At 65.1% G+C, this 25,625-nt stretch carries 25 protein-coding genes and 1 pseudogene; 23 read left to right on the forward strand and 3 right to left on the reverse strand.

Annotation, left to right across the window (positions count from 1 at the left end; all coding sequences use genetic code 11):
- Positions 1 to 3: 3 nt before the first annotated feature.
- Positions 4 to 420 (reverse strand): MaoC family dehydratase, encoded by a 417-nt coding sequence (locus HQN78_RS23065; RefSeq protein WP_107800577.1) that lies wholly within the window; start codon positions 418 to 420, stop codon positions 4 to 6.
- A 316-nt stretch (positions 421 to 736) separates the two neighbouring features.
- Here HQN78_RS23065 and HQN78_RS23070 point away from each other — a divergent pair, with 316 nt between their 5' ends.
- The 19 genes from HQN78_RS23070 to carB all read left to right on the forward strand — a co-directional run bounded on the left by HQN78_RS23070 (position 737) and on the right by carB (position 21,336).
- Positions 737 to 1,486, forward strand: a complete 750-nt coding sequence (locus tag HQN78_RS23070) for an electron transfer flavoprotein subunit beta/FixA family protein (RefSeq protein WP_227104935.1) — start codon at positions 737 to 739, stop codon at positions 1,484 to 1,486.
- A gap of 3 nt (positions 1,487 to 1,489) precedes the next feature.
- Entirely contained in the window at positions 1,490 to 2,422 is a 933-nt protein-coding gene (locus HQN78_RS23075) for an electron transfer flavoprotein subunit alpha/FixB family protein (RefSeq protein WP_227104933.1), read from the forward strand.
- 216 nt (positions 2,423 to 2,638) lie between these two features.
- On the forward strand, positions 2,639 to 4,420 hold the full coding sequence (locus tag HQN78_RS23080; RefSeq protein ID WP_235086598.1) for an acyl-CoA dehydrogenase C-terminal domain-containing protein: 1,782 nt from the start codon (positions 2,639 to 2,641) through the stop codon (positions 4,418 to 4,420).
- A gap of 483 nt (positions 4,421 to 4,903) precedes the next feature.
- Positions 4,904 to 5,530 carry a hypothetical protein gene (locus tag HQN78_RS23085; protein ID WP_235086602.1) on the forward strand — a complete coding sequence of 209 codons (627 nt, stop codon included), beginning with the start codon at positions 4,904 to 4,906 and terminating at the stop codon, positions 5,528 to 5,530.
- An 11-nt stretch (positions 5,531 to 5,541) separates the two neighbouring features.
- On the forward strand, positions 5,542 to 7,695 hold the full coding sequence (gene gspD / locus HQN78_RS23090) for a type II secretion system secretin GspD (protein ID WP_235086604.1): 2,154 nt from the start codon (positions 5,542 to 5,544) through the stop codon (positions 7,693 to 7,695).
- Complete coding sequence (gene gspE / locus HQN78_RS23095) at positions 7,692 to 9,152, forward strand: type II secretion system ATPase GspE (RefSeq protein WP_107800571.1); 1,461 nt, start codon at positions 7,692 to 7,694, stop codon at positions 9,150 to 9,152. Before gspD ends, gspE begins: the two co-directional genes overlap by 4 nt.
- Positions 9,152 to 10,363 (forward strand): type II secretion system inner membrane protein GspF, encoded by a 1,212-nt coding sequence (gspF, locus tag HQN78_RS23100; protein WP_227104926.1) that lies wholly within the window; start codon positions 9,152 to 9,154, stop codon positions 10,361 to 10,363. The genes gspE and gspF overlap by 1 nt, the downstream gene beginning before the upstream one ends.
- Before the next feature lie 22 nt (positions 10,364 to 10,385).
- Complete coding sequence (locus tag HQN78_RS23105) at positions 10,386 to 10,646, forward strand: hypothetical protein (RefSeq protein ID WP_107800569.1); 261 nt, start codon at positions 10,386 to 10,388, stop codon at positions 10,644 to 10,646.
- Positions 10,647 to 10,676: 30 nt separating this feature from the next.
- Entirely contained in the window at positions 10,677 to 11,120 is a 444-nt protein-coding gene (gspG, locus tag HQN78_RS23110; protein WP_019100905.1) for a type II secretion system major pseudopilin GspG, read from the forward strand.
- 14 nt (positions 11,121 to 11,134) lie between these two features.
- Entirely contained in the window at positions 11,135 to 11,611 is a 477-nt protein-coding gene (locus HQN78_RS23115; protein WP_107800568.1) for a prepilin-type N-terminal cleavage/methylation domain-containing protein, read from the forward strand.
- On the forward strand, positions 11,608 to 11,988 hold the full coding sequence (gspI, locus tag HQN78_RS23120; protein WP_235086606.1) for a type II secretion system minor pseudopilin GspI: 381 nt from the start codon (positions 11,608 to 11,610) through the stop codon (positions 11,986 to 11,988). Before HQN78_RS23115 ends, gspI begins: the two co-directional genes overlap by 4 nt.
- Entirely contained in the window at positions 11,988 to 12,560 is a 573-nt protein-coding gene (locus HQN78_RS23125; protein WP_235086608.1) for a type II secretion system protein GspJ, read from the forward strand. The genes gspI and HQN78_RS23125 overlap by 1 nt, the downstream gene beginning before the upstream one ends.
- A 29-nt stretch (positions 12,561 to 12,589) precedes the next feature.
- Positions 12,590 to 13,537, forward strand: a complete 948-nt coding sequence (gspK, locus tag HQN78_RS23130; protein WP_235086611.1) for a type II secretion system minor pseudopilin GspK — start codon at positions 12,590 to 12,592, stop codon at positions 13,535 to 13,537.
- Positions 13,524 to 14,714 (forward strand): type II secretion system protein GspL, encoded by a 1,191-nt coding sequence (gspL, locus tag HQN78_RS23135; RefSeq protein WP_235086613.1) that lies wholly within the window; start codon positions 13,524 to 13,526, stop codon positions 14,712 to 14,714. The genes gspK and gspL overlap by 14 nt, the downstream gene beginning before the upstream one ends.
- Position 14,715: 1 nt before the next feature.
- Complete coding sequence (gene gspM / locus HQN78_RS23140; protein WP_107800563.1) at positions 14,716 to 15,225, forward strand: type II secretion system protein GspM; 510 nt, start codon at positions 14,716 to 14,718, stop codon at positions 15,223 to 15,225.
- Positions 15,222 to 15,971, forward strand: coding sequence for a type II secretion system protein N (locus tag HQN78_RS23145; protein WP_235086616.1), 750 nt, complete (start codon positions 15,222 to 15,224; stop codon positions 15,969 to 15,971). The genes gspM and HQN78_RS23145 overlap by 4 nt, the downstream gene beginning before the upstream one ends.
- A 269-nt stretch (positions 15,972 to 16,240) precedes the next feature.
- Positions 16,241 to 17,368 carry a glutamine-hydrolyzing carbamoyl-phosphate synthase small subunit gene (carA, locus tag HQN78_RS23150; protein WP_107800561.1) on the forward strand — a complete coding sequence of 376 codons (1,128 nt, stop codon included), beginning with the start codon at positions 16,241 to 16,243 and terminating at the stop codon, positions 17,366 to 17,368.
- Positions 17,369 to 17,384: 16 nt separating this feature from the next.
- Positions 17,385 to 18,035, forward strand: a complete 651-nt coding sequence (leuE, locus tag HQN78_RS23155) for a leucine efflux protein LeuE (protein WP_235086619.1) — start codon at positions 17,385 to 17,387, stop codon at positions 18,033 to 18,035.
- A gap of 91 nt (positions 18,036 to 18,126) precedes the next feature.
- A complete protein-coding gene (gene carB, locus HQN78_RS23160) occupies positions 18,127 to 21,336 on the forward strand; it encodes a carbamoyl-phosphate synthase large subunit (RefSeq protein ID WP_235086622.1) in 3,210 nt (1,069 codons plus the stop codon).
- Between the two features lie 65 nt (positions 21,337 to 21,401).
- On the opposite strand, the gene HQN78_RS23165 is transcribed toward carB, so the two are convergent.
- Positions 21,402 to 21,590, reverse strand: coding sequence for a hypothetical protein (locus HQN78_RS23165; RefSeq protein WP_235089931.1), 189 nt, complete (start codon positions 21,588 to 21,590; stop codon positions 21,402 to 21,404).
- On the opposite strand from HQN78_RS23165, the pseudogene greA reads away from it, so the two are divergent.
- Positions 21,525 to 21,949 (forward strand): annotated as a pseudogene (greA, locus tag HQN78_RS23170) (transcription elongation factor GreA). The gene HQN78_RS23165 and the pseudogene greA overlap by 66 nt on opposite strands.
- Before the next feature lie 62 nt (positions 21,950 to 22,011).
- Positions 22,012 to 22,440, forward strand: a complete 429-nt coding sequence (locus HQN78_RS23175; protein ID WP_235086625.1) for a DUF4149 domain-containing protein — start codon at positions 22,012 to 22,014, stop codon at positions 22,438 to 22,440.
- 96 nt (positions 22,441 to 22,536) lie between these two features.
- On the opposite strand, the gene yhbY is transcribed toward HQN78_RS23175, so the two are convergent.
- Complete coding sequence (gene yhbY, locus HQN78_RS23180; RefSeq protein ID WP_107800558.1) at positions 22,537 to 22,857, reverse strand: ribosome assembly RNA-binding protein YhbY; 321 nt, start codon at positions 22,855 to 22,857, stop codon at positions 22,537 to 22,539.
- A 134-nt stretch (positions 22,858 to 22,991) separates the two neighbouring features.
- On the opposite strand from yhbY, the gene rlmE reads away from it, so the two are divergent.
- Together rlmE and ftsH are read left to right on the forward strand one after the other, a co-directional pair.
- Positions 22,992 to 23,609, forward strand: a complete 618-nt coding sequence (rlmE, locus tag HQN78_RS23185; RefSeq protein ID WP_227104917.1) for a 23S rRNA (uridine(2552)-2'-O)-methyltransferase RlmE — start codon at positions 22,992 to 22,994, stop codon at positions 23,607 to 23,609.
- A gap of 83 nt (positions 23,610 to 23,692) precedes the next feature.
- Positions 23,693 to 25,603 carry an ATP-dependent zinc metalloprotease FtsH gene (gene ftsH / locus HQN78_RS23190; protein ID WP_107800556.1) on the forward strand — a complete coding sequence of 637 codons (1,911 nt, stop codon included), beginning with the start codon at positions 23,693 to 23,695 and terminating at the stop codon, positions 25,601 to 25,603.
- Positions 25,604 to 25,625: the final 22 nt, after the last annotated feature.

Genomic DNA, 25,625 nt, shown 5'->3' on the forward strand with positions numbered 1-25,625 from the left:
AGCTCAGGGTTTGCTGGGCGCCTTGACCAGGGATTCGCCTTCCAGCACCACCTTGCCGCGGACCGAGCACTGGGTCGCCAGTTTGACGAAGTGTTTGTCCGGATTCAGTTCGATCACGGTGGCGCGGGCGGTCACGGTGTCGCCGATGCGCACCGGCGCCTTGAAACGGGTGGATTGCGATAGATAAATGGTGCCGTGGCCGGGCAACTGGGTGCCCACTACGGTGGAAATCAGGCTGGCGGTCAGCATGCCGTGCGCGATGCGCGTTTCGAACGGCGTCTGTTCCGCGTACTCCTGATTGATGTGCACCGGATTGTTGTCGCCGGACACGGCGGCGAACATCAGCACGTCGGCTTCGGTGATGGTCTTGCTGAATTCGGCGAAATCGCCGAGGCCAAGATCTTCAAACCAAACAGTCATGACCGCTCCTGACTTGATATGACGGGGAAATGTTGCAGTGCATTGTGACAGCTTTTGGCCGGAATGCAAATTACCGAGAAATCACGTACTATCGGCGATAAGTTGCGTTTTTGCCACGCTGTATGCAATACAAATCAACCAAACGCTCGTTTGAATTTGTGCTTGGGGCATAATCAGGCTTGCTTCGGCAATTGCTGCTTCCGCGTTCGATCAATCCAGACGGCGGCATTTCTGAAACGGCCGCGCTTGGCGCGGCGGCGGCGACGGTCCGCTCCAGGTTTCTTTTTAGAGATGTCCAGAGGTTTGTTGGAGGAATATGAAAGTTCTAGTCGCTGTGAAACGCGTTGTGGATTACAACGTGAAGGTTCGGGTCAAGGCCGACGGCACTGACGTGGATATCGCCAACGTCAAGATGTCGATGAACCCGTTTGACGAAATCGCGGTGGAAGAGGCGGTGCGTCTCAAGGAAGCCGGCAAGGTCAGCGAAATCGTCGTGGTGTCGCTGGGCGTCAAGCAATGCGAGGAAACGCTGCGCACCGCGCTGGCGATGGGCGCCGACCGCGCCATCCTGGTGGAAACCGATGCGGAGCTGCAGCCGCTGGCGGTGGCCAAGCTGCTGAAGGCGGTGGCGGACAAGGAACAGCCGCAGCTCTTGATCGTGGGCAAGCAGGCGATCGACGACGACGCCAACCAGACCGGCCAGATGGTGTCGGCGCTGCTGGGCTGGGGCCAGGGCACGTTCGCCTCCAAGGTGGACTTGTCGGCCGAGACCGTGGACGTTACCCGCGAGATCGACGGCGGCTTGGAAACCGTCAAGCTGCGTTTGCCGGCGGTGGTCACCTCCGACCTGCGCCTGAACGAGCCGCGCTTCATCAAGCTGCCCAACATCATGGCCGCCAAGAAAAAGCCGCTGGACAAGACCACGCCGGCGGAACTGGGCGTGGACGCCGCTCCGCGTCTGAAGACGCTGAAGGTGGCCGAGCCTTCCAAGCGCAGCGCCGGCATCAAGGTGGCCAACGCCGCCGAGCTGGTCGCCAAACTGAAAACCGAAGCAAAGGTGCTGTAAGCCATGGCCATTCTCGTTATCGCTGAACACGACAACCAGAGCCTGAAAGCAGGCACCCTGAACACCATCACCGCCGCTGGCAAGCTGGGCGAAGTGCATGTGCTGGTGGCCGGCCACAACGCCGCCGCCGCCGCCGAGGCCGCCAAAGGCGTGGCCGGCGTCGCCAAAGTGCTGCTGGCCGACGCCGCTCACTACGCGCATGGCCTGGCCGAGAACCTGGGCGCGCTGGTGTCCGGCCTGGCCAAGAGCTACAGCCACGTGCTGGCGCCGGCGTCCTCCTTCGGCAAGAACCTGCTGCCGCGCGTAGCCGCTTTGCTGGACGTGGCGCAGATCTCCGAGATCGTCGCCATCGAATCCGCCGATACCTTCGTGCGGCCCATTTACGCCGGCAACGTGCTGGCCACCGTGCAGTCCGCCGACCCGATCAAGGTCATCACCGTGCGCACCACCGCCTTCGACGCGGCGGGCCAGGGCGGTTCCGCCGCGGTGGAAACCGTGGCCGCGGCAGCGGACGCGCAGCTGTCCAGCTTCGTCGGCCAGGAACTGACCAAGTCCGACCGTCCGGAACTGGGCTCGGCCAAGGTCATCGTTTCCGGCGGCCGCGCGCTGGGTTCGGAGGAGCAGTTCAAGGCGGTGATCGATCCGCTGGCGGACAAGCTCTCCGCCGCCGTGGGCGCTTCCCGCGCCGCGGTGGACGCCGGCTACGCGCCGAACGACTACCAGGTGGGCCAGACCGGCAAGGTGGTGGCGCCGCAGCTGTACTTCGCGGTCGGCATTTCCGGCGCGATCCAGCACCTGGCCGGCATGAAGGACTCCAAGGTGATCGTCGCCATCAACAAGGACGAGGAAGCGCCCATCTTCCAGGTGGCGGATTACGGCATCGTCGGCGATCTGTTCACCGTGGTGCCGGAGTTGATGGCCGAGTTGTCCAAATAATCCCGAATCCGCGCCGCGAGTCTCTCGCCGGCGCGGACAGCGGGCCGGGCGAGCCGCCCGGAACAATAATATTCAGCCGGCAACGCCCGCGCGCAGTCATCGGCCCGATGCGGGCCGGACCCGCCGCGGCGCTTGCCGGCTTTTTCATGTCTGCGAATAGAAACCGATTGCCGGCCGAACCGGCGGTCCCAGCCATCCAAACACGAGGAGAAGGCGATGATTTATCAAGCACCGATCAAGGACATTCAATTCGCGCTCAATGAGCTGGCCGAGCTGCCGGCCGTCTGCGGCCTGCCGGGCTACGGCGAATGCTCGGTGGAGCTGGTGGACGCCATTCTGGAGGAGGGCGCCAAGTTCGCCGAAGGCGTGCTGGCGCCGATCAACAAGCAGGGCGATCAGGGTGCCAAATGGCGCGACGGCGAGGTCAGCGCCGCGCCCGGCTTCAAGGACGCCTGGCGTCAGTACGTCGAATCCGGCTGGGTGGGCCTGCGTGCGCCGGAGGCCTACGGCGGCCAGGGCATGCCGGCCTTGGTGGCCACCGCGGCCGAGGAAATGTGGTGTTCCGCCAATCTGGCTTTCTCGCTGGCGCCGCTGTTGACGCTGGGCGCGATCGAGGCCATTCATCATCACGCCTCGGAAGAACTCAAGAGCGTCTATCTGCCGCCGATGTCCAGCGGCACCTGGACCGGCACCATGAATTTGACCGAGCCGCAGGCCGGTTCCGACCTCGCCCAGGTGCGCAGTAAGGCCTTGCCGCAGGCTGACGGCAGCTATCGCATCAGCGGCCAGAAAATCTTCATTACCTGGGGCGAGCACGATATGGCGGACAACATCGTCCACCTGGTGCTGGCCCGCCTGCCGGACGCGCCGGCCGGGGTGAAGGGCATTTCCTTGTTCATCGTGCCCAAATTCCTGGTCAACGCCGACGGCAGCCTGGGCGCGCGCAACGATGTGCGCTGCGTGTCGCTGGAGCACAAGCTGGGCATCCACGGCAGCCCCACCGCGGTGATGAGCTTCGGCGATCAGGACGGCGCGATCGGCTATCTGGTCGGCGAAGCCAACAAGGGCCTGAACTATATGTTCACGATGATGAACCACGCGCGTCTGGGCGTGGGCATCGAAGGCCTGGCGGTGTCGGAGCGCGCCTACCAGAAGGCGGTGGAGTACGCGCGCGAACGGGTGCAGAGCCGCGCGGTGGGTTCGCCCGATCCGTCCGGCGTGGCCATCATCCAGCATCCGGACGTGCGCCGCATGCTGCTGACCATGCGCGCCCAGGTGGAGGCGCAGCGCGCGCTGGCCCTGTATACCGCGGCGGCGCTGGACCGCGCGGCGCGTCATCCGGTGGCGAGCGAAAAAGCGCGCAACCAGGCGCTGGCCAATTTCCTGATCCCCATCGTCAAGGGCTGGAACACCGAGCAGGCCAACGAAATCACCAGCCTGGCGCTGCAGGTGCACGGCGGCATGGGATATATCGAGGAAACCGGCGTGGCGCAGTACTATCGCGATGCGCGCATCACCGCCATCTACGAAGGCACCACCGGCATCCAGGCCCTGGATTTGATCGGCCGCAAGACCGCTGGCGAGGGCGGCGTCACCGCGCGCGCCTTGCTGGAAGAGGCCGCCGGCTGCGTGGCCAAGCTGCGCGCCGCCGGGCTGGCCAGCCTGGCGGACAATCTGGACGAAGCGGTCAAGCAGGCGCGCCGCAGCGTCGACTTCATCCTGGATACCTTCGCCGGACAGCCGCAACGGGCGGCGGCCGGGTCCGTGCCCTTCCTCAAGCTGATGGGCATTGTGCTGGGCGGCTGGCAGATGGCGCGCGCGGCCCTGATCGCCAAGGAAAAGCAGAGCGACGGCGAGTCCGATCAGGACTTCATGCGCGCCAAACTGGCCACCGCGCGTTTCTACGGCGAACATCTGTTGCCGCAGGCGGGCGGTTTGGCGGCCGCCATCGTTGACGGCGCGGACAGCGTGCTGGAGATGGACGAAGCCTGGTTCTGAGGTGGTTCTAGGAAGATGCGCAACAGACGCCGCGGGATGCCGCGGCGTTTTTTGTTGCCTGACCGATGCAAGAGCGATTATTGCATGAGCGTGTAATCAGGCTTTGAGATAATGGAAAAGACCTTGTTGCGGGTTGCTGCGGCGCGGCATCAAAAACCGTTTGTCATTAAAAATATTTTGCCGCATAGTGTTTGCTCCGCCCCTAGCTACGGGCGGTGTGCGAAATCAGGCGGAAAAATAGTTCTTAATAGAAGAATTAATCGCATGGCGCGCTGATATTCGCTTGAATATTGCCTGGCTATGCAATTCGGTCTTTTTTTGGATTGACCGTATCCTGATGGCGTGCAAATAATCCGCTGCATGACTCACAGCCAAGCTCGAGCCAAGTCCCGGCCGATCCCATCGCGGCGCGAGGCGCCCGCTTGAACTTGGCCGCAAGGTCCGCGCTTAGATTTCAAGAATGAATACAGAAGCCAGGATGCAATGAAGCAAGTGGTCCATTGGAGTGAAAAGGGGAAGCGGTTGTTGCCGTCGGCGGCGACGCTGGGGCGTCTGGTCGCCGCTTTGCCTTGGCTGGCGCTGGCAGGCGCCGCCGTGTGGCTGGGCATGACCGTGGCGCCGATTTTGGGTCCCGCGGCCAAGCAATGGCGAGGCTTAAGCGAGCCGGCGCCGCAGTCCGCCGCCGCCAATGTGGCGATGGCGCACTGGTTCGGCGAGCCGGTGGCGCAGCAGGCGGCGGCCTTGCCGCCGGTCAAGCTGATCGGCGTCTACGCGCCTCAGGTTTCCGGCGCGCCCGGTTTCGCGGTGATAGACGACAATGGCCGCTCCGTCGCCCTGTTGCTGGGCAAGACTACGCCCGACGGCTGGGAACTGGCCCAGATCACCGCCTCCGGCGTGTTGATGCGTTCCGGCGGCAGCGAGCAGTTCGTGCCGCTGGTCGAGCGCGTGCCCGGCGCGGGCGGCGCGGTCGGCGGCAGTGCGCCGCCGCCGATGCCGCCTCCGATTTCTCCTCCTTCCCAGGCTCCCGTTTCGCCCCCCGCCGTGGTTCCTGTGAATCCTGAAACCCCGCCGCAACCTGGGCTGGATTCCGCCAGCATGGTTCGCCAATAAGAAGACTGAATATGCGTATCCACAAACTTGTCGCCATCCTGGCCCTGGTCTACGGTTGCAACGCCGCATTGGCCGCCACCCCGCAGAACGACGGAGTGATGCTCAACTTCGTCAACGCCGACATCGAAACCGTGGTCAAGGCGATAGGCGAGATCACCGGCAAGAACTTCATCATCGACCCGCGGGTGAAGGGCACGGTCAACATCGTGTCCAGCAAGCCGGTGCCGCGCGCGCTGTCTTACCAGATCCTGTTGTCTTCCTTGCGTTTGCAGGGCTTCTCCGCGGTGGAGGGCGGCGGCGTGGTCAAGATCGTGCCGGAGGCCGACGCCAAGCTGCACGCCAAGGCCAGCAAGGGCATCCCGCGCGGCGACGGCGACCGCCTGATCACCAAGGTGTTCACGCTTAAATACGGCAACGCCAATCAGCTGGTGCCGGTGATCCGGCCCATCGTGTCGCCCAACAACACCATCGCCGCCTACCCGCAGTCCAATGCGCTGATCGTCACCGACTACGCGGACAATATTCAGCGCATCGAGTCCATCATCGATTCGATCGAGAGCGCGGCCGCCGGCGACACCGTGGTGGTGCCGGTGCTGTTCGGCTCCGCGGTGGAACTGGCCGGCAGCCTGAACAAGTTGTTGCAGGACAGCGGCGCCGGCGCCGACGGCGGCAAGACCACCATCATCCCGGACGCGCGCGCCAATGTGCTGATGGTGCGCGCCGACACCCCGGGCAAGATCGGCAAGATCAAAAGCCTGCTCAAGCTCCTGGATCAGCCCAGCCAGGCGGGCGCCAATGTGCGTGTGGTTTATCTGAAGAACGCCGAGGCCGGCAAGGTGGCGCAGACGCTGCGCGCCTTGATGACCGGCGACGCGGGTCCCTTGCAGGGCCGCACCGCGGTGAGCACCAACGGCGGCTCCAGTTCCAGCCTGCTGAACCAGAGCGGTTCGGGCAGCGGTTCCGGCGCCTCGTCCAGCGGCTCTGCCAGTGCCGCCCAGGCGGCCAGCCCGGTGGGCGGCGACAGCGCGTCCAGCAGCAGCGGTAGCGGTAGCGGGGCCGGCGGAGGCGGATCCATGATCCAGGCCGACCCCACCAACAACGCGCTGATTCTGAACGTGCCGGACTCCATGTACCAGAATCTGCGCAACGTCATCGACCTGCTGGACAGGCGCCGCGCCCAAGTGATGGTGGAGGCGCTGGTGGTGGAAGTGGCCGCGCAGCGGGTGATGGAGTTGGGCGTGCAATGGCAGGCCTTGGGCGCGCTCAACGGCAACGGCGCTGGCGTGTTCGGCGGCACCAACTTCCCCGGCACCACCAACCCCGGGATCATCGGCTTGTCCGGCGGCGCGCTGGCCGGCGGCTCCGCCGCCACGCCGCTTGGCACCCTGGCAGGCACCGGTGGCCTGAACGTGGGCTGGGTCAAGGGCACGGTCAATATTCCCGGCATCGGCACCGTATTGAACATGGGAGCGCTGGCCCGGGCGATGGAGACTGAAATGGGCGGCAACATCGTGTCCAGTCCGTCCCTGATGGCGATGGACAATGAAAAGGCCAAGATCCAGATCGGCCAGGAAGTGCCTATCCTGACCGGCCAATACAGCAATACCGGCAGCAGCAGCAACGGCTCGGTCAATCCCTTCCAGACCTACGACCGCAAGACCATAGGCTTTAATCTGGAAATCACGCCGCAGATTTCCGAAGGCGGGTCCATCCGCATGAAGATTTTGCAGGAAGCGTCCACCATCGTGCCGGGCACCGATAAAAATCCGCAGGGACCAACCACCAACAAGCGGATGATAGAGACCATCGCCAATGTGGACGACGGCGGCATCATCGCCATCGGCGGCCTGCTGCAGGAAACGGTCAGCGACAATGAGAGCAAGGTGCCGCTGCTGGGCGACATCCCGTGGCTGGGCGCCTTGTTCCGCTACAGCAACAAGCAGCGCAACAAGACCAATCTGATGATCTTCATCAAGCCCACCATCATCCGCGACGATCTGGGCGCGCGGTCCATCGCCACCGATCGCTACAACTACATCATCGGCGAAGGCCATAAGGCAGAGAGGGAAAAGCTGCAGATGAATCTGGATTCTGCTCTGAAGTCCCTGCCGGAGGGCGGCATCCGCTCGACGCTGGAACAGAGCCTGAAGGCGCAGCCGAAATGAACAAGCCCAAGCTGTCGCCGGCGCTGGGCTTTCCGTTCGCGCGCGCCAACGGCGTGATCCTGCTGGACGGGGAAAGCGGCCGTCATCTGCTGCTGCGCGAAGACAGCCGGCCGGAGGCCTGGGCCGAAGTGTTGCGCCTGCACGGCCAGGGGCTGGCCAGTGTCGAGACGCTGGAGGCGGCCTTGTTCGACAAGCGCCTGTCCGAGCATTACGCCAATCGCGACGGCGCGGCGGCCGAGGTGGTGGACGATATCGGCCAGGACCTGGATCTGACCCAGATGGTGGAGTCCTTGCCAACGGTGGAGGACTTGCTGGAGAGCGAGGGCGACGCGCCCATCATCCGCATGATCAACGCCTTGCTGACCCAGGCGCTGCGCGACGGCGCCTCGGACATCCACATCGAAGCCTTTGAAGACCGCTCGGTGGTGCGCTTCCGCCTGGACGGTTCGCTGCGCGACGTGGTCAGCCCGCACCGCGCGCTGCACGCGGCCATGGTGTCGCGGATCAAGATCATGGCCAATCTCGACATCGCCGAAAAACGCATTCCGCAAGACGGCCGCATCTCGCTGCGTCTGGGCGGCCGCCCGGTGGACGTGCGGGTCTCCACACTACCCACCAGCCACGGCGAGCGCGTGGTGTTGCGTCTGCTGGACAAAGAAAACGCCCGCCTGGATCTGGCCACGCTGGGCATGGCGGCGGACACGCTGCAGGCGGTGGACAAGGTGATCCGCCAGCCGCACGGCATCCTGCTGGTCACCGGCCCCACCGGCTCGGGCAAGACCACCACGCTGTACGCGGCCTTGTCGCGGCTGGACGCGCGCCACACCAATATCATGACGGTGGAGGACCCGGTGGAATACCACCTGGACGGCGTCGGCCAGACCCAGGTCAATCCGCGCATCGACATGAGTTTCGCCAAGGCGTTGCGCGCGATTCTGCGCCAGGATCCGGACGTGGTGATGATAGGCGAGATCCGGGATCTGGAAACCGCGCAGATCGCGGTGCAGGCCTCGCTGACCGGCCACCTGGTGCTGGCCACGCTGCACACCAACGACGCCGCCTCGGCGGTGACGCGGCTGGTGGACATGGGGGTCGAACCCTTCCTGCTGGCCTCCAGCCTGCTGGGCGTGATGGCGCAACGGCTGGTGCGCCGTCTGTGCCCGCACTGCAAGGCGCCGCATCCGGTGCCGCTGGAAGGGGAGGCGGACGCTCCGCATTACCGGCCGGCGGGCTGCCCGAGCTGCGGCCATTCCGGTTACAAGGGGCGTTACGGCGTTTATGAACTGCTCTTGGTCGACGATCAATTGCAGCGCTTGATCCACGATCGCGCCTCCGAACAGAAAATGCGCGATTACGCCGCCCGCCACGGCATGCGTTCGCTGCGCGACGACGGCCTGCGTTGGGTCAAGGCCGGCGAAACCTCGCTGGAAGAAATCATGCGGGTGACGAGGAACTGATGGCCGCCTTCCGTTTTACCGCTTTCGACCCCGCCGGCAAGGAGCAGAAAGGCTTGCTGGAGGCGGACTCCGCGCGCGCCGCGCGCAGCCAGCTGCGTGAGCGCGGCCTGCTGCCGCTGGAGGTGGAAAGCGTCAGCGCCAAGAACGGCGACGCCGGCAGCTCGGCGCTGCGCCGCGGCCTGCCGCGCGCGGAGCTGGTGATGATCACCGAACAGCTGTCCACCCTGCTCAACGCGGGCCTGCCGTTGGAAAAGGCGCTGACCGCGGTGACCGAGCAGTGCGAACACCCGCGCAGCCGCACCGTGCTGGCGGCCTTGCGCAGCGACATCCTGGAAGGCAAGAGCTTCGCCCAGGCGCTGGCTTCGGCACCGGGCGTGTTTTTTCCGCTGTATCGCTCGCTGGTGCAGGCCGGCGAACAGTCCGGCCATCTCGACACCGTGATGGCGCGCTTGGCCGAATACCTGGACAAGCGCCAGAACACCCAACAAAAAGTGATGCTGGCGATGGCCTATCCGGCCGTGGTCACCGTGGTGGCCATCCTGGTTGTGGCCGGTCTGATGAGTTATGTGGTGCCGCAGGTGGTCAGCGTGTTCGCGCAGACCAAGCAGACCCTGCCTTTTCTGACCCGGGCGCTGGTGGCCGCCAGCGATTTCCTGCGGCAATGGGGCGTCGCGTTGCTGGCCGGCATCGTCGCCGCGCTCTTCCTGACCGTGCGCGCCTTGCGCGCACCGGCGCTGAAACGGCGCTTCCACGCCCGGCTGTTGAAGCTGCCGGTGTTCGGCCGCCTGCTGCGCGCCCTCAACACCGCGCGCATGGCCAGCACCCTGTCCATCCTGGTGGGCAGCGGCGTGCCCTTGCTGACCGCGCTGGAAACCGCGCGCGGCCTGATGACCCTGCTGCCGATGCAGGACGCGGTCAGCGAGGCGATGGCCAAGGTGCGCGAGGGCGTGGCGCTGTCGCGCGCGCTGCACGCCACTCGTCAATTCCCGCCGGTGCTGATCCATCTGATCGGCAGCGGCGAATCCAGCGGCACGCTGGCCCATATGCTGGACCGCGCCGCCCAGCAGCAGGAGCAGGAGGTGGAGCGCAAGCTCGCCACCTTCACCACGCTGATGGAGCCGCTGCTGATCCTGTTCATGGGCGGCATGGTCTTGTTGATCGTGCTGGCCATCATGATGCCCATCATCGACATGAACCAGATGGTGCATTGATTTTCGCGGAAAGAAGCACGGAATGTCTCACAAGGCAGTTTTACAGCAATGGGTGTTGGAAGCGCTGGCCGCGCACGGCGGCAAGGCGGACCGGCTGACGGTGGCCAAACACATCTGGCATGCGCGCGCTCGCGAGCTGGAAGGCACCGAGTTGTTCTACACCTGGCAATACGATATGAGCTGGGCGGCGAGCGAGTTGAGAAAGCTGGGCCAGCTCAAGCCGGCCAATGCCGGACCCGCCGGCGTCTGGGAGTTGTCCGGCGACGGCCCCTCCCTGTTTTGACCCTTTGAAACCTCGGTAGTAGGAGTAGATATGCGACACCTTTCCAAAGCGGCCCAGCGAGGCTTCACCCTGATCGAAATCATGGTGGTGATCGTGATTCTCGGCGTACTCGCGGCGCTGGTGGTGCCCAAGGTGATGAGCCGTCCGGACGAGGCGCGCGCCGTCGCCGCCAAGCAGGATCTGGGCGCTTTGAGCCAGGCCCTGAAACTGTATCGTCTGGACAACGGACGCTACCCCAGCAGCGAGCAGGGCCTGCAGGCGCTGGTGCAGAAACCGACCTCGGCGCCGGAACCGAAGAACTGGAAGCCGGGCGGCTACCTGGAGCGCCTGCCCAAGGACCCGTGGGGCAATCCCTACCAGTACGCCAACCCGGGCACGCACGGCGAGATCGACATCTGGAGCTTCGGCGCCGACGGCGAGCCGGGCGGCGAGGGCGTGGACGCCGACATCGGCAACTGGGACGCGGTCAAGTAAGACCGGAGTCGTTGATGGGCTCTTCCGTTCCGGCGCGCGGCTTCACCCTGATCGAGGTGATGGTGGTGATGCTGATCATCGGCGTGCTGGCCACCACGGTGACGCTCAGCATGCGGCCGGACACGCATCGCCAGGCCTCGGACGAGGCCTACCGCTTGGCGCGGGTGCTGGAGCAGGCGGCGGACGCCGCCGAAATGGGGGATCCGCTGGCCCTGATGTGGGACGCCAAGGGTTACGGCTTCCGGCGCCGCGGCGACAACGGCGAATGGGGCGGCGCCAACGACGAGCTGCTGGCCGACCGGCTGTGGCCGGAGGGCGTGCACGGCGGCGCTTTGTTGCTGGATGGCCAGCCCTGGCCGGCGGGACGGCCGCTGCCCTTGTGGCAGGACGGGCGCGCCAACGCGCTGGCCCTGCAGATCAAGACCGAGACGCGCGGCCTGGCCGTGACCCTGTCGCCGCTGGGTCGCAGCCGGGTGGATGAAGGCTCATGAAGCGCGAGCGCGGGTTCACGCTGTTTGAAGTGCTGGTGGCGCTGGCCATCATCGCGGTGGCGCTGGGCGCGCTGTTGCGCGCCACTGGCCTGGCCGCCGACAACGGCGAAGGCATGAAGCGCCGGATGCAGGCCGCTTGGGAAGCGCAGAACATGATCGCGCTGATGCAGGCGCGCCGCGAATGGCCGGACGTGGGCGAACAGGCGGGAGAGCTGGACGACGACGGCGCGCGCTGGCGTTGGCAGCGCGTGATCAGCCAGACGCCCAACCCCAATTTCCGCAAGGTGGTGGTGCGCGTGCTGGCGCAGAGCGACAGCCGCTATGTGCTGGCCGAGATGACCGGCTATCTGCGGATGAACGCCGGAGGCGGTTCGTGATGCGCGGCCGGCAGGACGGCATGACCTTGATCGAGATCCTGGTGGCGATGAGCTTGCTCGCCATCTTGTCGGTGCTGGGCTACAAGGCTTTCGGCTCCTTGCTGATCTCGCGCGAGCGGCTGATGCAGACCAGCGAGCAATGGGTGGACGCGGCGCGCGCCTTCCGGCGGCTGGAAGGCGATCTGACCGGCCAGATGCCGGCGCCGACACAAGGGCAGGGGCCCAGTCTGGGCGGCAGCCAGCTATTGCTGCAAAGCGACGGCAACGGCCAGACGCTGACCTTGCAGAGTTTTTCCGCCCGCTATCCCGGCGGCCAGGAGCGCATCAGCTACCATGCCGGCGCTCAGGGCCTCAGCTGGGCGGCGGGCGACGCCCAGGGCGCGGCGCCGACCGCCTACGTGCTCTTGGGCAAGGACGCCGCGGTGCGCTGGCGCGTGCTGCTGGACGACGGCAATTGGCTGGACAACTGGCCGCCGCGCGAGGCCAGCCCGGCGCACAGCCCGCGCGCGCTGGAAATGCGCATCCGCATGCCGGGCAATGAATGGGCGAAACGGATATGGGCGCTGCCATGAGGACGCCGGGAAGCCGGAAGCAGCGCGGCATGGCGGTGATCATGGCCTTGCTGATCGTGGCGCTGGCCACCACCGCCGCCTCGCTGGTGCTGTGGCAGCAAGGCCTGTGGTGGCACCAGCTCGACAACGACCGCAATCGCGCCCAGCTGCGCCTGGTGGCCGACGCCGGCCTGGGCTGGGCGATGGAAATCCTGCGCTTCAACAACGGCGCGGCCGGCAACGGCGTGGTGGCCCTGTCGCAGCTGTGGGCCCAGCCTTTGCCGCAGACCGAGGCCCAGGGCGTGACCGTGTCCGGCCGGCTGAGCGATCTGCAAGGGCGCTTCAATCTGAATTCGCTGGTGCAGAACGGTCAGACCAATGCGCGCCAGCTGGTGTTCTACAAGCGGCTATTGACCACGCTGGGCCTGCCCACGCGCTTGTCCGAACCGCTGGTCAAGCAACTGCACGGCGGCAAGGATCCGGAGGACGCCAGTCAGCCGGCGGGAGAGGGCCGGCCGCCGGAGCCGGGCGCGGCCCTGCCCGGCTACCCCTTGCTGCGGGTGGAGATGCTGCGCTGGCTGCCGGGTTACACCCCGGAGGTCTTGGACAAGCTGCTGCCGCATGTGGCCGCCTTGCCGGCCGACGTCAGCCAGATCAACATCAACACCGCCACGCCGGCGGTGATGAAGACGCTGCTGCCGGGCGTGGGCGAAGGCAATCTGCTGGTGCTGCTCAATCAGCGCAAGGTCAATTACTACAAGGACGCCAACGATTTCAAGGCGCGGCTGCCGGCGCCGGGCATCATCGCCGACACCGATATCGCGGCGGCGTCCAATTACTTCATGCTGGACAGTTCGGCCCGGCTGGAGCGGGCGCGGCTGGAAATGCGGGCGCTGATCTACAGCAATATGAACGTGGTGAAGACGCTGTGGCGGCAAGACGGCGCGGGACGTCCGCCGCCGGCCAGGGGAAACGGAAACCAGAATGACAACGCTTAGACTGTATCTGCGGGCCGGTTGGCCCGATAGCGAACCGGGGCTGCCCTGGGCCCTATTGGGCGCACGCGGCGAACCCAGCGCTCAGGGCGACAGCGCGCCGGCCGGCTGGCCGCGCGCCGATCGCTGCGAATTGATCCTGCCCGCCGGCCGCACCCTGTTCACCCAGGCGCGGTTGCCGGCCTCGGTCAAACAGCCGACGGCGGCGATGATGGGCTTCGCCCTGGAAGAAGGCTTGATCAACGATCCCTCCGCCAATCTTTACGCCATCGGCGGGGAGTTGCCGGACGGCAGCCGAGCGGTGGCGGTGACCGAGGCTTTTCCGGTGCGCCGCGCCGTGGCCATGCTCAAGAGCGCCGGGCGGCTGTGCGACCGCATCCTGCCGGAAGAAAGCCTGTTGCCGCCGCCGGCGCGCGACGGCTGGAGCGTGGCGCGCGGCGGCGAGGGCTGGCTGCTGCGCTTGAGCGTCACGCGCGCGGCCTGGCTGCCCTACTGCGGCGAAACGACGGAACAACTGCTGTTCGCCCGGCTGGCGGCGGTGTGGCCGCCCGCCAGCCTGAGCGTTTGCGGCGCCGACGCCGCGGCCCTGATTGGCGCGCGCCTGCCGGCGTGGCAAGGCGAGCCCAGGCAACTGGCCGCCCATGACTGGCGTAGCGGCCAGGCGCAACAGGCTTTCGACTTCGCCAACGGCGAACTGGCGGCCAATCGGCGCTGGCGCGACTGGGGGCCGGCGCTGCGGCGGACCGGCTTGGTGTTGGTTGGCCTGCTGGCGGCGCAGCTGGCGCTGACCCTGGGCCAGGCCGCTTGGTACGCCTGGCAGAAACAAAGCCTGTCGGCGGACATCCGCGCCGCGGCCAAGCCCTGGATCGGCGGTCAGGCGATGCCGGGCAGCAGCGCGCTGGCGATGACGCGCGCGGTGGACAAGCTGCGATTGAGTCACGGCCTGCCGGCGCGCGACGACGCCTTGGAACTGATGGGCGCGCTGGCCGCGCTCAGCGGCCGCGATCTGCAGACCCGCTCCCTCAGCTACGACGGCGGCCGGCTCAAGCTGCAAGTGGCGGATGTGCCGGCGGAAACCCTGCAACGCTGGCGCGGGCAACTGGCGGCCAAGCAGATCCGCCTGGACGTGACCGCCACCCAGCAGGGGACCAAAGAACTCAGCCTGTCCCGGGAGCCGTGAAATGAAGCAATACCGTGAACAATTCGCCGCCTACTGGCGGCAGCGCAGCCGTCGCGAACAAGGGCTGCTGCTGGCGATGGCCGCGGTGCTCGGCGTCGGCGTGCTCTACGCCGGGGTCTGGGAGCCGGCGGGCAAATCGGTGGAGCGCAACCGCGCCGCCGCGTCCCGGCTGCAAGCCGAGCTGAGCTATGTGCAGTCTCTGGCGCGGGAGGCCGAGCAACTGAAGCGCCAGCCGGCGCAGGCGGCGCTGCCGGCCAAGGAACTCTTGCCGGTGATCCGTCAGGTGGCGCAGAGCCAGGGCTTGTCCGAGGCCGGCTGGCAGCTGAGCCCGGAGGGCGAGTCCGGCGTGGCGATGGAGGGGACGATGGCGTTCGACGCCTGGGTCAAGCTGGCCGGCGTGCTGGCGGCTCAGCATCAGGTGCGGGTGCTCAGCGTGAGGGCGGAGGCGCAGCCGATGCCGGGCCAAGTGCATATCAAGGCGTTGCTGGCGCACGCCGGAGGCGGCGCATGAAACGTAAAATGCTGATTGGCGCGCTATTGGGCGCGCTGTTCCTGGCCGGCCTGATCGCCGCCTTGCCGGCGAGTTTGCTGTCGCTGCCCTTGTTGCGCGCCACCGGCGAGCGCTGGCAGTTCAGCGGCGCGCAAGGCACGGTGTGGCAGGGCAAGACGCAGCTGGTCTATGTCGGCGACAAGGGCGAAGTGCTGCCGATGAGCCGGATAGGCTGGCGCTTTCAGCCCAAGGCCTTGTTGTCGGGGCGGGCGATCTGGCTGCTGGAGAGCGACGGTCAGGACGGCAAGCTGGAGTGGAGCTGGGGCGGTGTGGAAGTGAACGGCGTCAACCTGACGGTGCCGGTGGCGGCTTTGGCGAATTTGTCCAAGACCTGGCAGGCGGCGCGCTTGGGCGGCGATCTACAGCTCAAGGTCGGCCAGTTCAGCCGCAAGGGCGGGCAACTGGCCGGCAATCTGCAGCTCAGCTGGCTGGGCGCGGCCTCGCCCTTGAGCCCGTTGTCGCCGTTCGGCTCCTACCAAATGGACGTCAACGGCGCCGGCGCGGGCGTGGCCTTGAACGTGGCGACGCTGGACGGACCCTTGAATCTGAGCGGTCAGGGCCAGTGGCAGCCGGGTGCAGCTTTCGCGCTGGCCGGCAGCGCCGACAGCCCGCCGGAAAAATACGACGCCTTGAAACCGCTGATGCTGATGCTGGGCAAACCGAGCGGACCGACCAGCGTGCAATGGCAGATTCGTCCAGGGGCTTGAGGATGGTTCATTTGTCATGTTATCGAATTTTCTTGTGATTTTTCCGGCACGGCGTTACTATAGAAAGGTTTAACCAAACGGGACTGATGCGCCAGGCATCGAGTCCCGTTCTTCACATAAAGCAATTCGAAAACTTAGGGTAGGGACAGATCCCATCTGTCGCGGCGGAGGCCTTGCGCGAGCGAGGCGGCCGGGCCGGCGGAGAGGGTCAACAAAAACCGGCGCAGCCGGTTTTTCCTTACCCGCCGCAAACGCAATAGGAGCAGCTTGTGTCAACCGTACCCGCAATCCTTGTCTTGGCCGATGGCACCGTGTTCAAGGGCAGTGCTATCGGGGCCGCCGGACATACGGTGGGCGAGGTGGTTTTCAATACCGCCATCACCGGCTATCAGGAGATTTTGACCGACCCCTCCTATACCAAACAGATCGTCACCCTGACTTATCCCCATATCGGCAACGTCGGCGCGAATTCGGAAGACACCGAATCTCGCGCCGTTTTTGCATCCGGCCTGATCATTCGCGATCTGCCGCTGCTGCACAGCAACTTCCGCGCCGAAGACTCCTTGTCCGCTTATCTGAAGCGGCACAATGTCGTCGCCATCGCCGACATCGACACCCGCCGTCTGACTCGCATCCTGCGCGAGAAGGGCGCTCAGGCCGGCTGCGTGATGGCCGGGGACGTTGATGAGGCGCGCGCGCTGGAACTGGCGCGCGGCTTCGGCTCCATGGCAGGGCAGGACCTGGCCCAGGTGGTCAGCTGCGACAAGCCTTACGCCTGGACCGAGCGCGAATGGAAATTGGGCGCCGGCTATCAGGTGCAGGCGTCCACCCGCTTCCACGTGGTCGCCTACGACTTCGGCGTCAAGCACAACATTCTGCGCATGCTGGCCGAGCGCGGCTGCCAGCTGACCGTGGTGCCGGCCAAGACCCCGGCCGCCGACGTGCTGGCGCTGAATCCGCATGGTGTGTTCCTGTCCAACGGCCCCGGTGATCCGGAACCCTGCGATTACGCGATCGCGGCCATCCGCGACATCCTGGACGCCAAGCTGCCGGTGTTCGGCATCTGCCTCGGCCATCAACTGCTGGGCCTGGCCAGCGGCGGCAAGACGTCCAAGATGAAGTTCGGCCACCACGGCGCCAACCACCCGGTGCAGGACCTGGACAGCGGCCGGGTGATGATCACCAGCCAGAACCACGGTTTCCAAGTGGACGAAACCAGCTTGCCGGCCAATGTGCGCGTCACCCACCGTTCGCTGTTCGACGGTACGGTGCAGGGCATCGCGCTGACCGACCGTCCGGCCTTCTCCTTCCAGGGCCATCCGGAAGCCAGTCCGGGCCCAGAAGACGTCGCCTATCTGTTCGATCGCTTCATCGCCTCGATGGCGGAACGCGTTTAAGCCGGGGAGCGGGAACATGCTGGGGATTACCGATCTCACCACCTATCTGCTGGGCGCCGTGCTCATCGTACTGCTGCCGGGGCCCAACTCCATGTACGTGCTGTCGGTGGCGGCGCAGCGCGGCACCCGCGCCGGCTTTGCCGGCGCCGGCGGCATCATCATCGGGGACTTCATCCTGATGACGCTGGCGGCCACCGGCGCGGCCGGCCTGCTGAAGGCCAATCCGGCGCTGTTCGCCGTGGTCAAGTACCTGGGCGGCGGCTACCTGGCCTGGCTGGGCTTCAATATGCTGCGCGGCGCGCTGACGGCCTGGCGCCGCGCCGCCCGCGGCGAAACCGCCGAAGCCAAGTCGGTGTTGGTGGGCGAGGAGAATCCCTTCGTCAAGGCCCTGCTGATCAGCCTGATGAATCCGAAGGCCATCCTGTTTTTCGTGTCCTTCTTCGTCCAGTTCGTCGATCCCGCCTACCCGCATCCGGCGCTGACCTTCGTCGCGCTGGGGCTGATCGTGGAAGTGTGCAGCACGCTGTATCTGACCGCGCTGATCGTCGCCGGCCACCGGCTGGCCCAGGCTTTCCGCCGCCGGCGCAAGCTGAGCGCGGCGCTGGGCGGCTCGGTGGGCGCGCTGTTCGTCGGCTTCGGCGCCAAACTGGCCGCGGCCAGCCTGTAAGGCAGAGATTTAATATTCGCCGCGAAGCGGCCGGGCGTCTCAGGCGTCCGGGCTTCGCGGCACACAAAATGCAATCATAAAGAGTAGAACCATGCCAAAGCGTAGCGACCTCAAAAGCATTCTGATCATCGGAGCCGGCCCCATCGTCATCGGCCAGGCCTGCGAATTCGACTACTCCGGCGCGCAAGCGTGCAAGGCCCTGCGCGAAGAGGGCTACAAAGTCATTCTGGTGAACTCCAACCCGGCCACCATCATGACCGACCCGGACATGGCCGATGTCACCTACATCGAACCCATCACCTGGAAGGTGGTGGAAAAAATCATCACCAAGGAGCGTCCGGACGCCATCCTGCCGACCATGGGCGGGCAGACCGCGCTCAACTGCGCGCTGGACCTGGCCAAGAACGGGGTGCTGGAAAAATACAAGGTGGAGCTGATCGGCGCCACCGAGGACGCCATCGACAAGGCCGAAGACCGCGGCCGCTTCAAGGAGGCCATGGCCAAGATCGGCCTGTCCTGCCCGCTGTCCTTTGTTTGCCACACCATGGAAGCGTCGCTGGAAGCGCAGGCCAAGGTGGGTTTCCCGACGCTGATCCGCCCGTCCTTCACCATGGGCGGCTCCGGCGGCGGCATCGCCTACAACCGCGAAGAATTCCTGGCCATCTGCGAGCGCGGCTTCGAAGCCTCGCCCACCCATGAGCTGCTGATCGAACAATCGGTGCTGGGCTGGAAAGAGTACGAGATGGAGGTGGTGCGCGACAAGAACGACAACTGCATCATCATCTGCTCCATCGAAAACTTCGATCCGATGGGCGTGCACACCGGCGACTCCATCACCGTGGCGCCGGCGCAGACGCTGACCGACAAGGAATACCAGATCATGCGCAACGCCAGCCTGGCGGTGCTGCGCGAGATCGGCGTGGACACCGGCGGCTCCAATGTGCAGTTCGCCACCAATCCGGCCACCGGCGAGATGATCGTCATCGAAATGAACCCGCGCGTGTCGCGTTCCTCGGCGCTGGCGTCCAAGGCCACCGGTTTCCCCATCGCCAAGATCGCCGCCAAACTGGCGGTGGGCTTCACGCTGGACGAACTGAAGAACGACATCACCGGCGGCGCCACCCCGGCCTCCTTCGAGCCGTCCATCGACTACGTGGTCACCAAGATTCCGCGTTTCGCCTTTGAGAAATTCCCGCAGGCCGACGACCGCCTGACCACCCAGATGAAGTCGGTGGGCGAGGTGATGGCGATGGGCCGCACCTTGCAGGAATCGATGCAGAAAGCGTTGCGCGGCCTGGAAACCGGCCTGGCCGGCTTCGACCCGGTGACCAGCGACGAAGCGGCGATCCGCCACGAACTGGGCACGCCGGGACCGGAACGCATCTTGTACGTGGCCGACGCCTTCCGCATCGGCATGAGCCGTGACGACATCCACGCGGTCAGCAAGATCGATCCCTGGTTCCTGGCCCAGATCGAAGACCTGATCGGCGAAGAACACGCGCTGGCCGGCCGCAAGGTGGAAGAACTGGACTACGCCGAACTGCGCCGCCTGAAGCGCAAGGGTTTCTCCGACCGCCGTCTGGGCGAGCTGCTGGGCTCGGATCAGGCCGCGGTGCGCGCCAAGCGCTGGAGCTTGAGCCTGCACCCGGTGTACAAGCGCGTGGACACCTGCGCCGCCGAGTTCGCCACCAATACCGCCTATATGTACTCGAGCTATGAGGAAGAGTGCGAATCCAATCCGTCCGACCGCAAGAAGGTGATGGTGCTGGGCGGCGGGCCCAACCGCATCGGTCAGGGCATCGAGTTCGACTACTGCTGCGTGCACGCGGCGCTGGCGCTGCGCGAATCCGGCTTCGAGACCATCATGGTCAACTGCAACCCGGAAACCGTGTCCACCGACTACGACACCTCGGACCGCCTGTATTTCGAGCCGCTGACGCTGGAAGACGTGCTGGAAATCTGCCGTATCGAAAAACCGTTCGGCGTCATCGTCCAGTACGGCGGCCAAACTCCGTTGAAACTGGCGCGCGCGCTGGAAGCCAACGGCGTGCCCATCATCGGCACCACGCCGGACATGATAGACGCCGCCGAGGACCGCGAGCGCTTCCAGAAGCTGTTGAACGAACTGGGCCTGAAGCAGCCGCCCAACCGCACCGCGCGCGCGCCGGCCGAAGCGATGAAGCTGGCCGAGGAAATCGGCTACCCGCTGGTGGTGCGCCCGTCCTACGTGCTGGGCGGCCGCGCGATGGAAATCGTCCACGAGCCGGCCGACCTGGAGCGCTATATGCGCGAGGCGGTGAAGGTGTCCAACGACAGCCCGGTGCTGTTGGACCGCTTCCTCAACGACGCCATCGAGGTCGACGTGGACTGCGTGTCCGACGGTGAGAACGTGGTGATCGGCGGCATCATGCAGCACGTGGAGCAGGCCGGCGTTCACTCCGGAGATTCCGCCTGCTCGCTGCCGCCGTACAGCCTGTTCCCGGCGGTGCAGGATGAAATCCGCCGCCAGACCGTGGCCATGGCCCGCGCGCTGAACGTGATCGGCCTGATGAACGTGCAGTTCGCCATCCAGGGCGACACCATCTACGTGCTGGAAGTGAATCCGCGCGCCAGCCGCACCGTGCCCTTCGTCTCCAAAGTGACTTCCGCGCCGCTGGCCAAGATCGCCGCGCGGGCGATGGCCGGCATAGGCCTCAACGAGCAGGGCTTCACCAAGGAAGTGATTCCGCCGTTCTACGCGGTCAAGGAAGCGGTCTTCCCCTTCATCAAGTTCCCCGGCGTGGATACCATCCTGGGGCCGGAAATGAAGTCCACCGGCGAGGTGATGGGCGTGGGCAAGACCTTCGCCGAAGCCTACGTCAAGGGCCAGCTGGGCGCCGGCGACCGCCTGCCCAAGACCGGCAAGGTCTTCCTGTCCGTCCGCGACAGCGACAAGAACGGCGCGGTGGAAGTGGCGCGCGAACTGCAGCGCCTGGGTTTCGGCGTCTGCGCGACGCGCGGCACCGCCAAGCATCTGTCCGCCGCCGGCATCGTGGTGCAGGTGGTCAACAAGGTCAATGAAGGCCGCCCGCACATCGTCGACATGATCAAGAACTCGGAAATCGATCTGCTGATCAATACCGTGGACGAGAAGCGCCAGGCGATTCAGGACAGCCACTCCATCCGCCGTTCGGCGCTGCAGGCGCGGATTCCGCAATACACCACCCTGGCCGGCGCCAAGGCGGTGTGCGTGGGCATGGCCCACGCCGAGGAGTTCGATGTCTACAGCGTGCAGGAACTGCACAGCCAGATTCAGGGCTGAGTCCTGACGCGGGGCTTGGAAGCGGGAGGGGTTTGCCGTTACAATCCCTCCCATAACCCGCTACTTCAAGCCGCCGTCCAGTACGGCGGCTTGTGCTTTTGATGAAGGCGGATGCCGCCTCTGGAGAGAATTCTGAAATGATCAAAGTCCCGTTGACCGTGCGCGGTGCAGAGCTGCTGAAAGAAGAGCTGCAGCGCCTCAAGAGCGTGGAACGTCCGGCCGTGATCGAGGCGATTGCCGAGGCTCGCTCGCATGGCGACCTGTCCGAGAACGCTGAATACGACGCCGCCAAGGAGCGTCAGGGCTTTGTCGAAGGCCGTATCGCCGAACTGGAAGGCAAGATTTCCAACGCGCTGATCGTGAACCCGGCCGAGCTGGACGCCGACGGCCGCGTGGTGTTCGGCGCCACCGTCGAACTGATGGACCTGGAGAGCGAGGAAAACGTCACCTACCAGATCGTCGGCGACGACGAGGCCGACATCAAGGTGTGCAAGGTGTCGGTGAACTCCCCGATCGCGCGCGCGCTGATCGGCAAGGAAGCCGGCGACGTGGCCGAAGTGGTGGCCCGGGCGGTATTCGCGAATACGAAGTGCTCGACGTCAAATACATCTGAATCCCGCCGGCGCGCGGGCTTGGCGGTCCGCGCGCGGCGCGGCGCGGGAGAGGGGCTGAGACATGGATGGGTTGCGTTCCATTGCCAAGACGTTCTGGATTGGCGGCTTGTGGGTGATAGGCATCGTCGTGGCGCCGGTGCTGTTCGCCATGCTGGACCGGGTCACCGCCGGCATGGTGGCGGGCAAGCTGTTCGCCAGCATCGCCTGGGTGGGGCTGGTGTGCGGGGCTATCCTGCTGGTCGACCATATCCGCCGCAACGGCGCGGCCGGGGTCAAGGAAAGCGGTTTCTGGCTGGTGATGGGCATGCTGGCCTGCACGCTGATCAATCACTTCGCCGTCACCCCCATCATCGCCAATCTCAAGGCGCAGATGAATCATGCGGCCGAAGGCCTGTTCGGCGGCGGCTTCGCCACCTGGCACGCGATTTCCAGCCTGATCTATCTGGTGCAGAGCCTGATGGGCTTGGTCTACGTCTGGCGCAACGATTAAGCGACTGTTCGCCGTAGCGCTCCCTTGGGAGCGGACAAAACAAAAGCGGTGGCATGCCACCGCTTTTCTACGAAGCGCGATCGCCGCGAACGGCGTTCAGCCCTTCAGCGCCTGCTTGTTCTTGGGCAGAACGATGCGCTCTTTATCGCTGGGGCGCCACAGCACCAGCAGCTTGCCGATGTGCTGGACCGGGGCGGCGCCCAGGTCTTCGCAGATCTGCTCGAACATGGCGACGCGCGCTTCGCGGTCGTCGCCCAGCACGCGAACCTTGATCAGTTCGTGGGCGTCCAGATTGATGGCGACTTCGCGGATCACCGCTTCGGTCAGGCCGTTGTTGCCTATCATCACCACCGGGTTGAGGCCGTGCGCCAGTCCCTGCAGATACTTGCGCTGGAACGGCTTGAGTTCAATTTTCATGAGAAATACGGATTTACAAAGCAAAAGCCGATTCTACTCGAGTTGGGCGCTTTCCCAAAGTCCGGACCTAAAATAAATGAAAAACAACAGGATAGCGCGGCTGGCCTGTTGCCCACCTTTGAGAGCATAGCGCAATGGCTAGAAGCAAGAGCAGCAATGGCTGGCTGCAGGAACACGTCAACGATCCCTACGTCAACCAGGCGCAGAAAGACGGTTACCGCGCGCGGGCCGCTTACAAGCTGCTGGAAATCAACGACAAGGACAAGCTGATCCGCCCCGGCACGGTGCTGGCCGATCTGGGCTCCACGCCCGGCAGCTGGTCGCAGGTGGCGGCGCGCATCGTCGGCGACGGCGGCAAGGTGTTCGCGCTCGACATCCTGGACATGGACCCGGTGCCCGGCGTCGACTTCATCCAGGGCGACTTCCGCGAGGAAGAGGTACTGGCGCAATTCGTGCAATTGCTCGGCGGTCGCGAATTGGACCTTGTAATTTCCGATATGGCGCCCAATATGTCAGGCATGAGCGCCATCGACCAGGCCAGGAGTTTCCTGCTGTGCGAGCTGGCGCTGGAATTTGCGCGAGATCATTTGAAACCTGGCGGCCATTTTCTCGTCAAAGTGTTCCAGGGCAGCGATTTCCAAGCCTATCTCAAGTCCATGCGCGAGCTGTTCGACGAGGTAGTCACCCGCAAGCCGAAAGCGTCGCGCGACCGTTCCAGCGAAATTTACCTGCTGGGCAAAGGCCGACGCTGACATAAAGTGGCTCGCGGCGTACAATCAAAGCAAATATCTAGACAAGCAACCAAAAAGTCAGGGCACAGAGGAGTCCGCTACTCGTGAACAATATCGGCAAAAACATCGCGATATGGGTCATCATCGGTTTGGTACTGATGACGGTATTCAATCAGTTCAACAAGCGTCAGGATACCCAGAATCAGCTTGAGTATTCGCAGTTCATCAGCGATGTCGAATCCGGCAAGGTCCAGTCCCTGACCATAGAAGGCCACCCGCTGCGCGGGCAATGGCTGAAAGGCAAGCTGACCGACGGCTCCGCGTTCAGCACCTACGCGCCTTACGACCCGCAGCTGGTCGACGACCTGATCAAAAACAACGTCCGCTTCTCCGCCAAGCCGGAAGAAGAGCCGTCCATGCTGATGAATATTTTCATCAGCTGGTTCCCGATGCTGTTGCTGATCGGCGTCTGGGTGTTCTTCATGCGCCAGATGCAGGGCGGCGGCAAGGGCGGCGCGTTCTCCTTCGGCAAGAGCAAGGCCAGAATGCTGGACCAGGACGCCAACACCGTCACCTTCGCCGACGTCGCAGGTTGCGACGAGGCCAAGGAGGAGGTGAAGGAGATCGTCGATTACCTGCGCGATCCTTCCCGCTACCAGAGCCTGGGCGGCCGCATTCCGCGCGGCATCCTGCTGGCCGGCTCGCCCGGCACCGGCAAGACCTTGCTGGCCAAGGCCATCGCCGGCGAAGCCAAGGTGCCGTTCTTCAGCATCTCCGGTTCCGACTTCGTTGAAATGTTCGTCGGCGTGGGCGCGGCCCGCGTGCGCGACATGTTCGAGCAGGCCAAGAAGAACTCGCCGTGCATCATCTTCATCGACGAGATCGACGCGGTCGGCCGTCAGCGCGGCGCCGGACTCGGCGGCGGCAACGACGAACGCGAACAGACGCTGAACCAATTGCTGGTGGAGATGGACGGTTTCGACACCAATTCCACCGTGATCGTGATCGCTGCGACCAACCGTCCGGACGTGCTGGACCCGGCGCTGCAGCGTCCGGGCCGTTTCGACCGCCAGGTGGTGGTGCCGCTGCCGGACATCCGCGGCCGCGAACAGATTCTGGGCGTGCACATGCGCAAGGTGCCGATCGCCGCCGACGTCAACGCCGAGGTGATCGCGCGCGGCACGCCGGGCTTCTCCGGCGCCGACCTCGCCAACCTGATCAACGAAGCCGCCCTGTTCGCCGCGCGCCGCAACAAGCGTCTGGTGGACATGGAGGATCTGGAGTCCGCCAAGGACAAGATCATGATGGGCGCCGAACGCCGCAGCATGGTGATGACCGACGAGGAAAAGCGCAACACCGCTTATCACGAGTCCGGCCATGCCGTCGTCGCCAAGCTGCTGCCCAAGGCGGACCCGGTGCACAAGGTCACCATCATCCCGCGCGGCCGCGCGCTGGGCGTGACCATGCAGCTGCCGGAGCAGGACCGCTTCGCCTACGACCGCGGTTATCTGCTGGATCGCGTCGCCATTCTGTTCGGCGGCCGCATAGCGGAAGAGCTGTTCATGAATCAGATGACCACCGGCGCTTCCAACGACTTCGAGCGCGCTACGCAAATGGCGCGCGACATGGTGACCCGCTACGGCATGAGCGACAAGCTGGGCCCGATGGTTTACGGCGAGAACGAGGGCGAAGTCTTCCTCGGCCGTTCCATCACCACCCACAAGAATCTGTCCGAAGCCACCATGCAGCAGGTGGACGCTGAAATCCGCCGCATCATCGACGAGCAGTACGCGCTGGCGCGCCGTCTGCTGGAAGAGAACCGCGACAAGGTGGAGGCGATGACCGCCGCGCTGCTGGAATGGGAAACCATAGACGCCGATCAGATCAACGATCTGATGGACGGCAAGCCGCCGCGTCCGCCCAAGCCGGGCGCCGGTTTCGCGGCCAAGCCGCAGGAAGACAAACCGACTCCGCCGGCCGCCGAGCCGACCGCCGATCCGGCGCAGGAAGTCTGAGTCCTTAAGCGACGAAGCCGGG

It is taken from the genome of Chromobacterium sp. Beijing, from assembly GCF_021496765.1.
Taxonomy (GTDB): domain Bacteria; phylum Pseudomonadota; class Gammaproteobacteria; order Burkholderiales; family Chromobacteriaceae; genus Chromobacterium.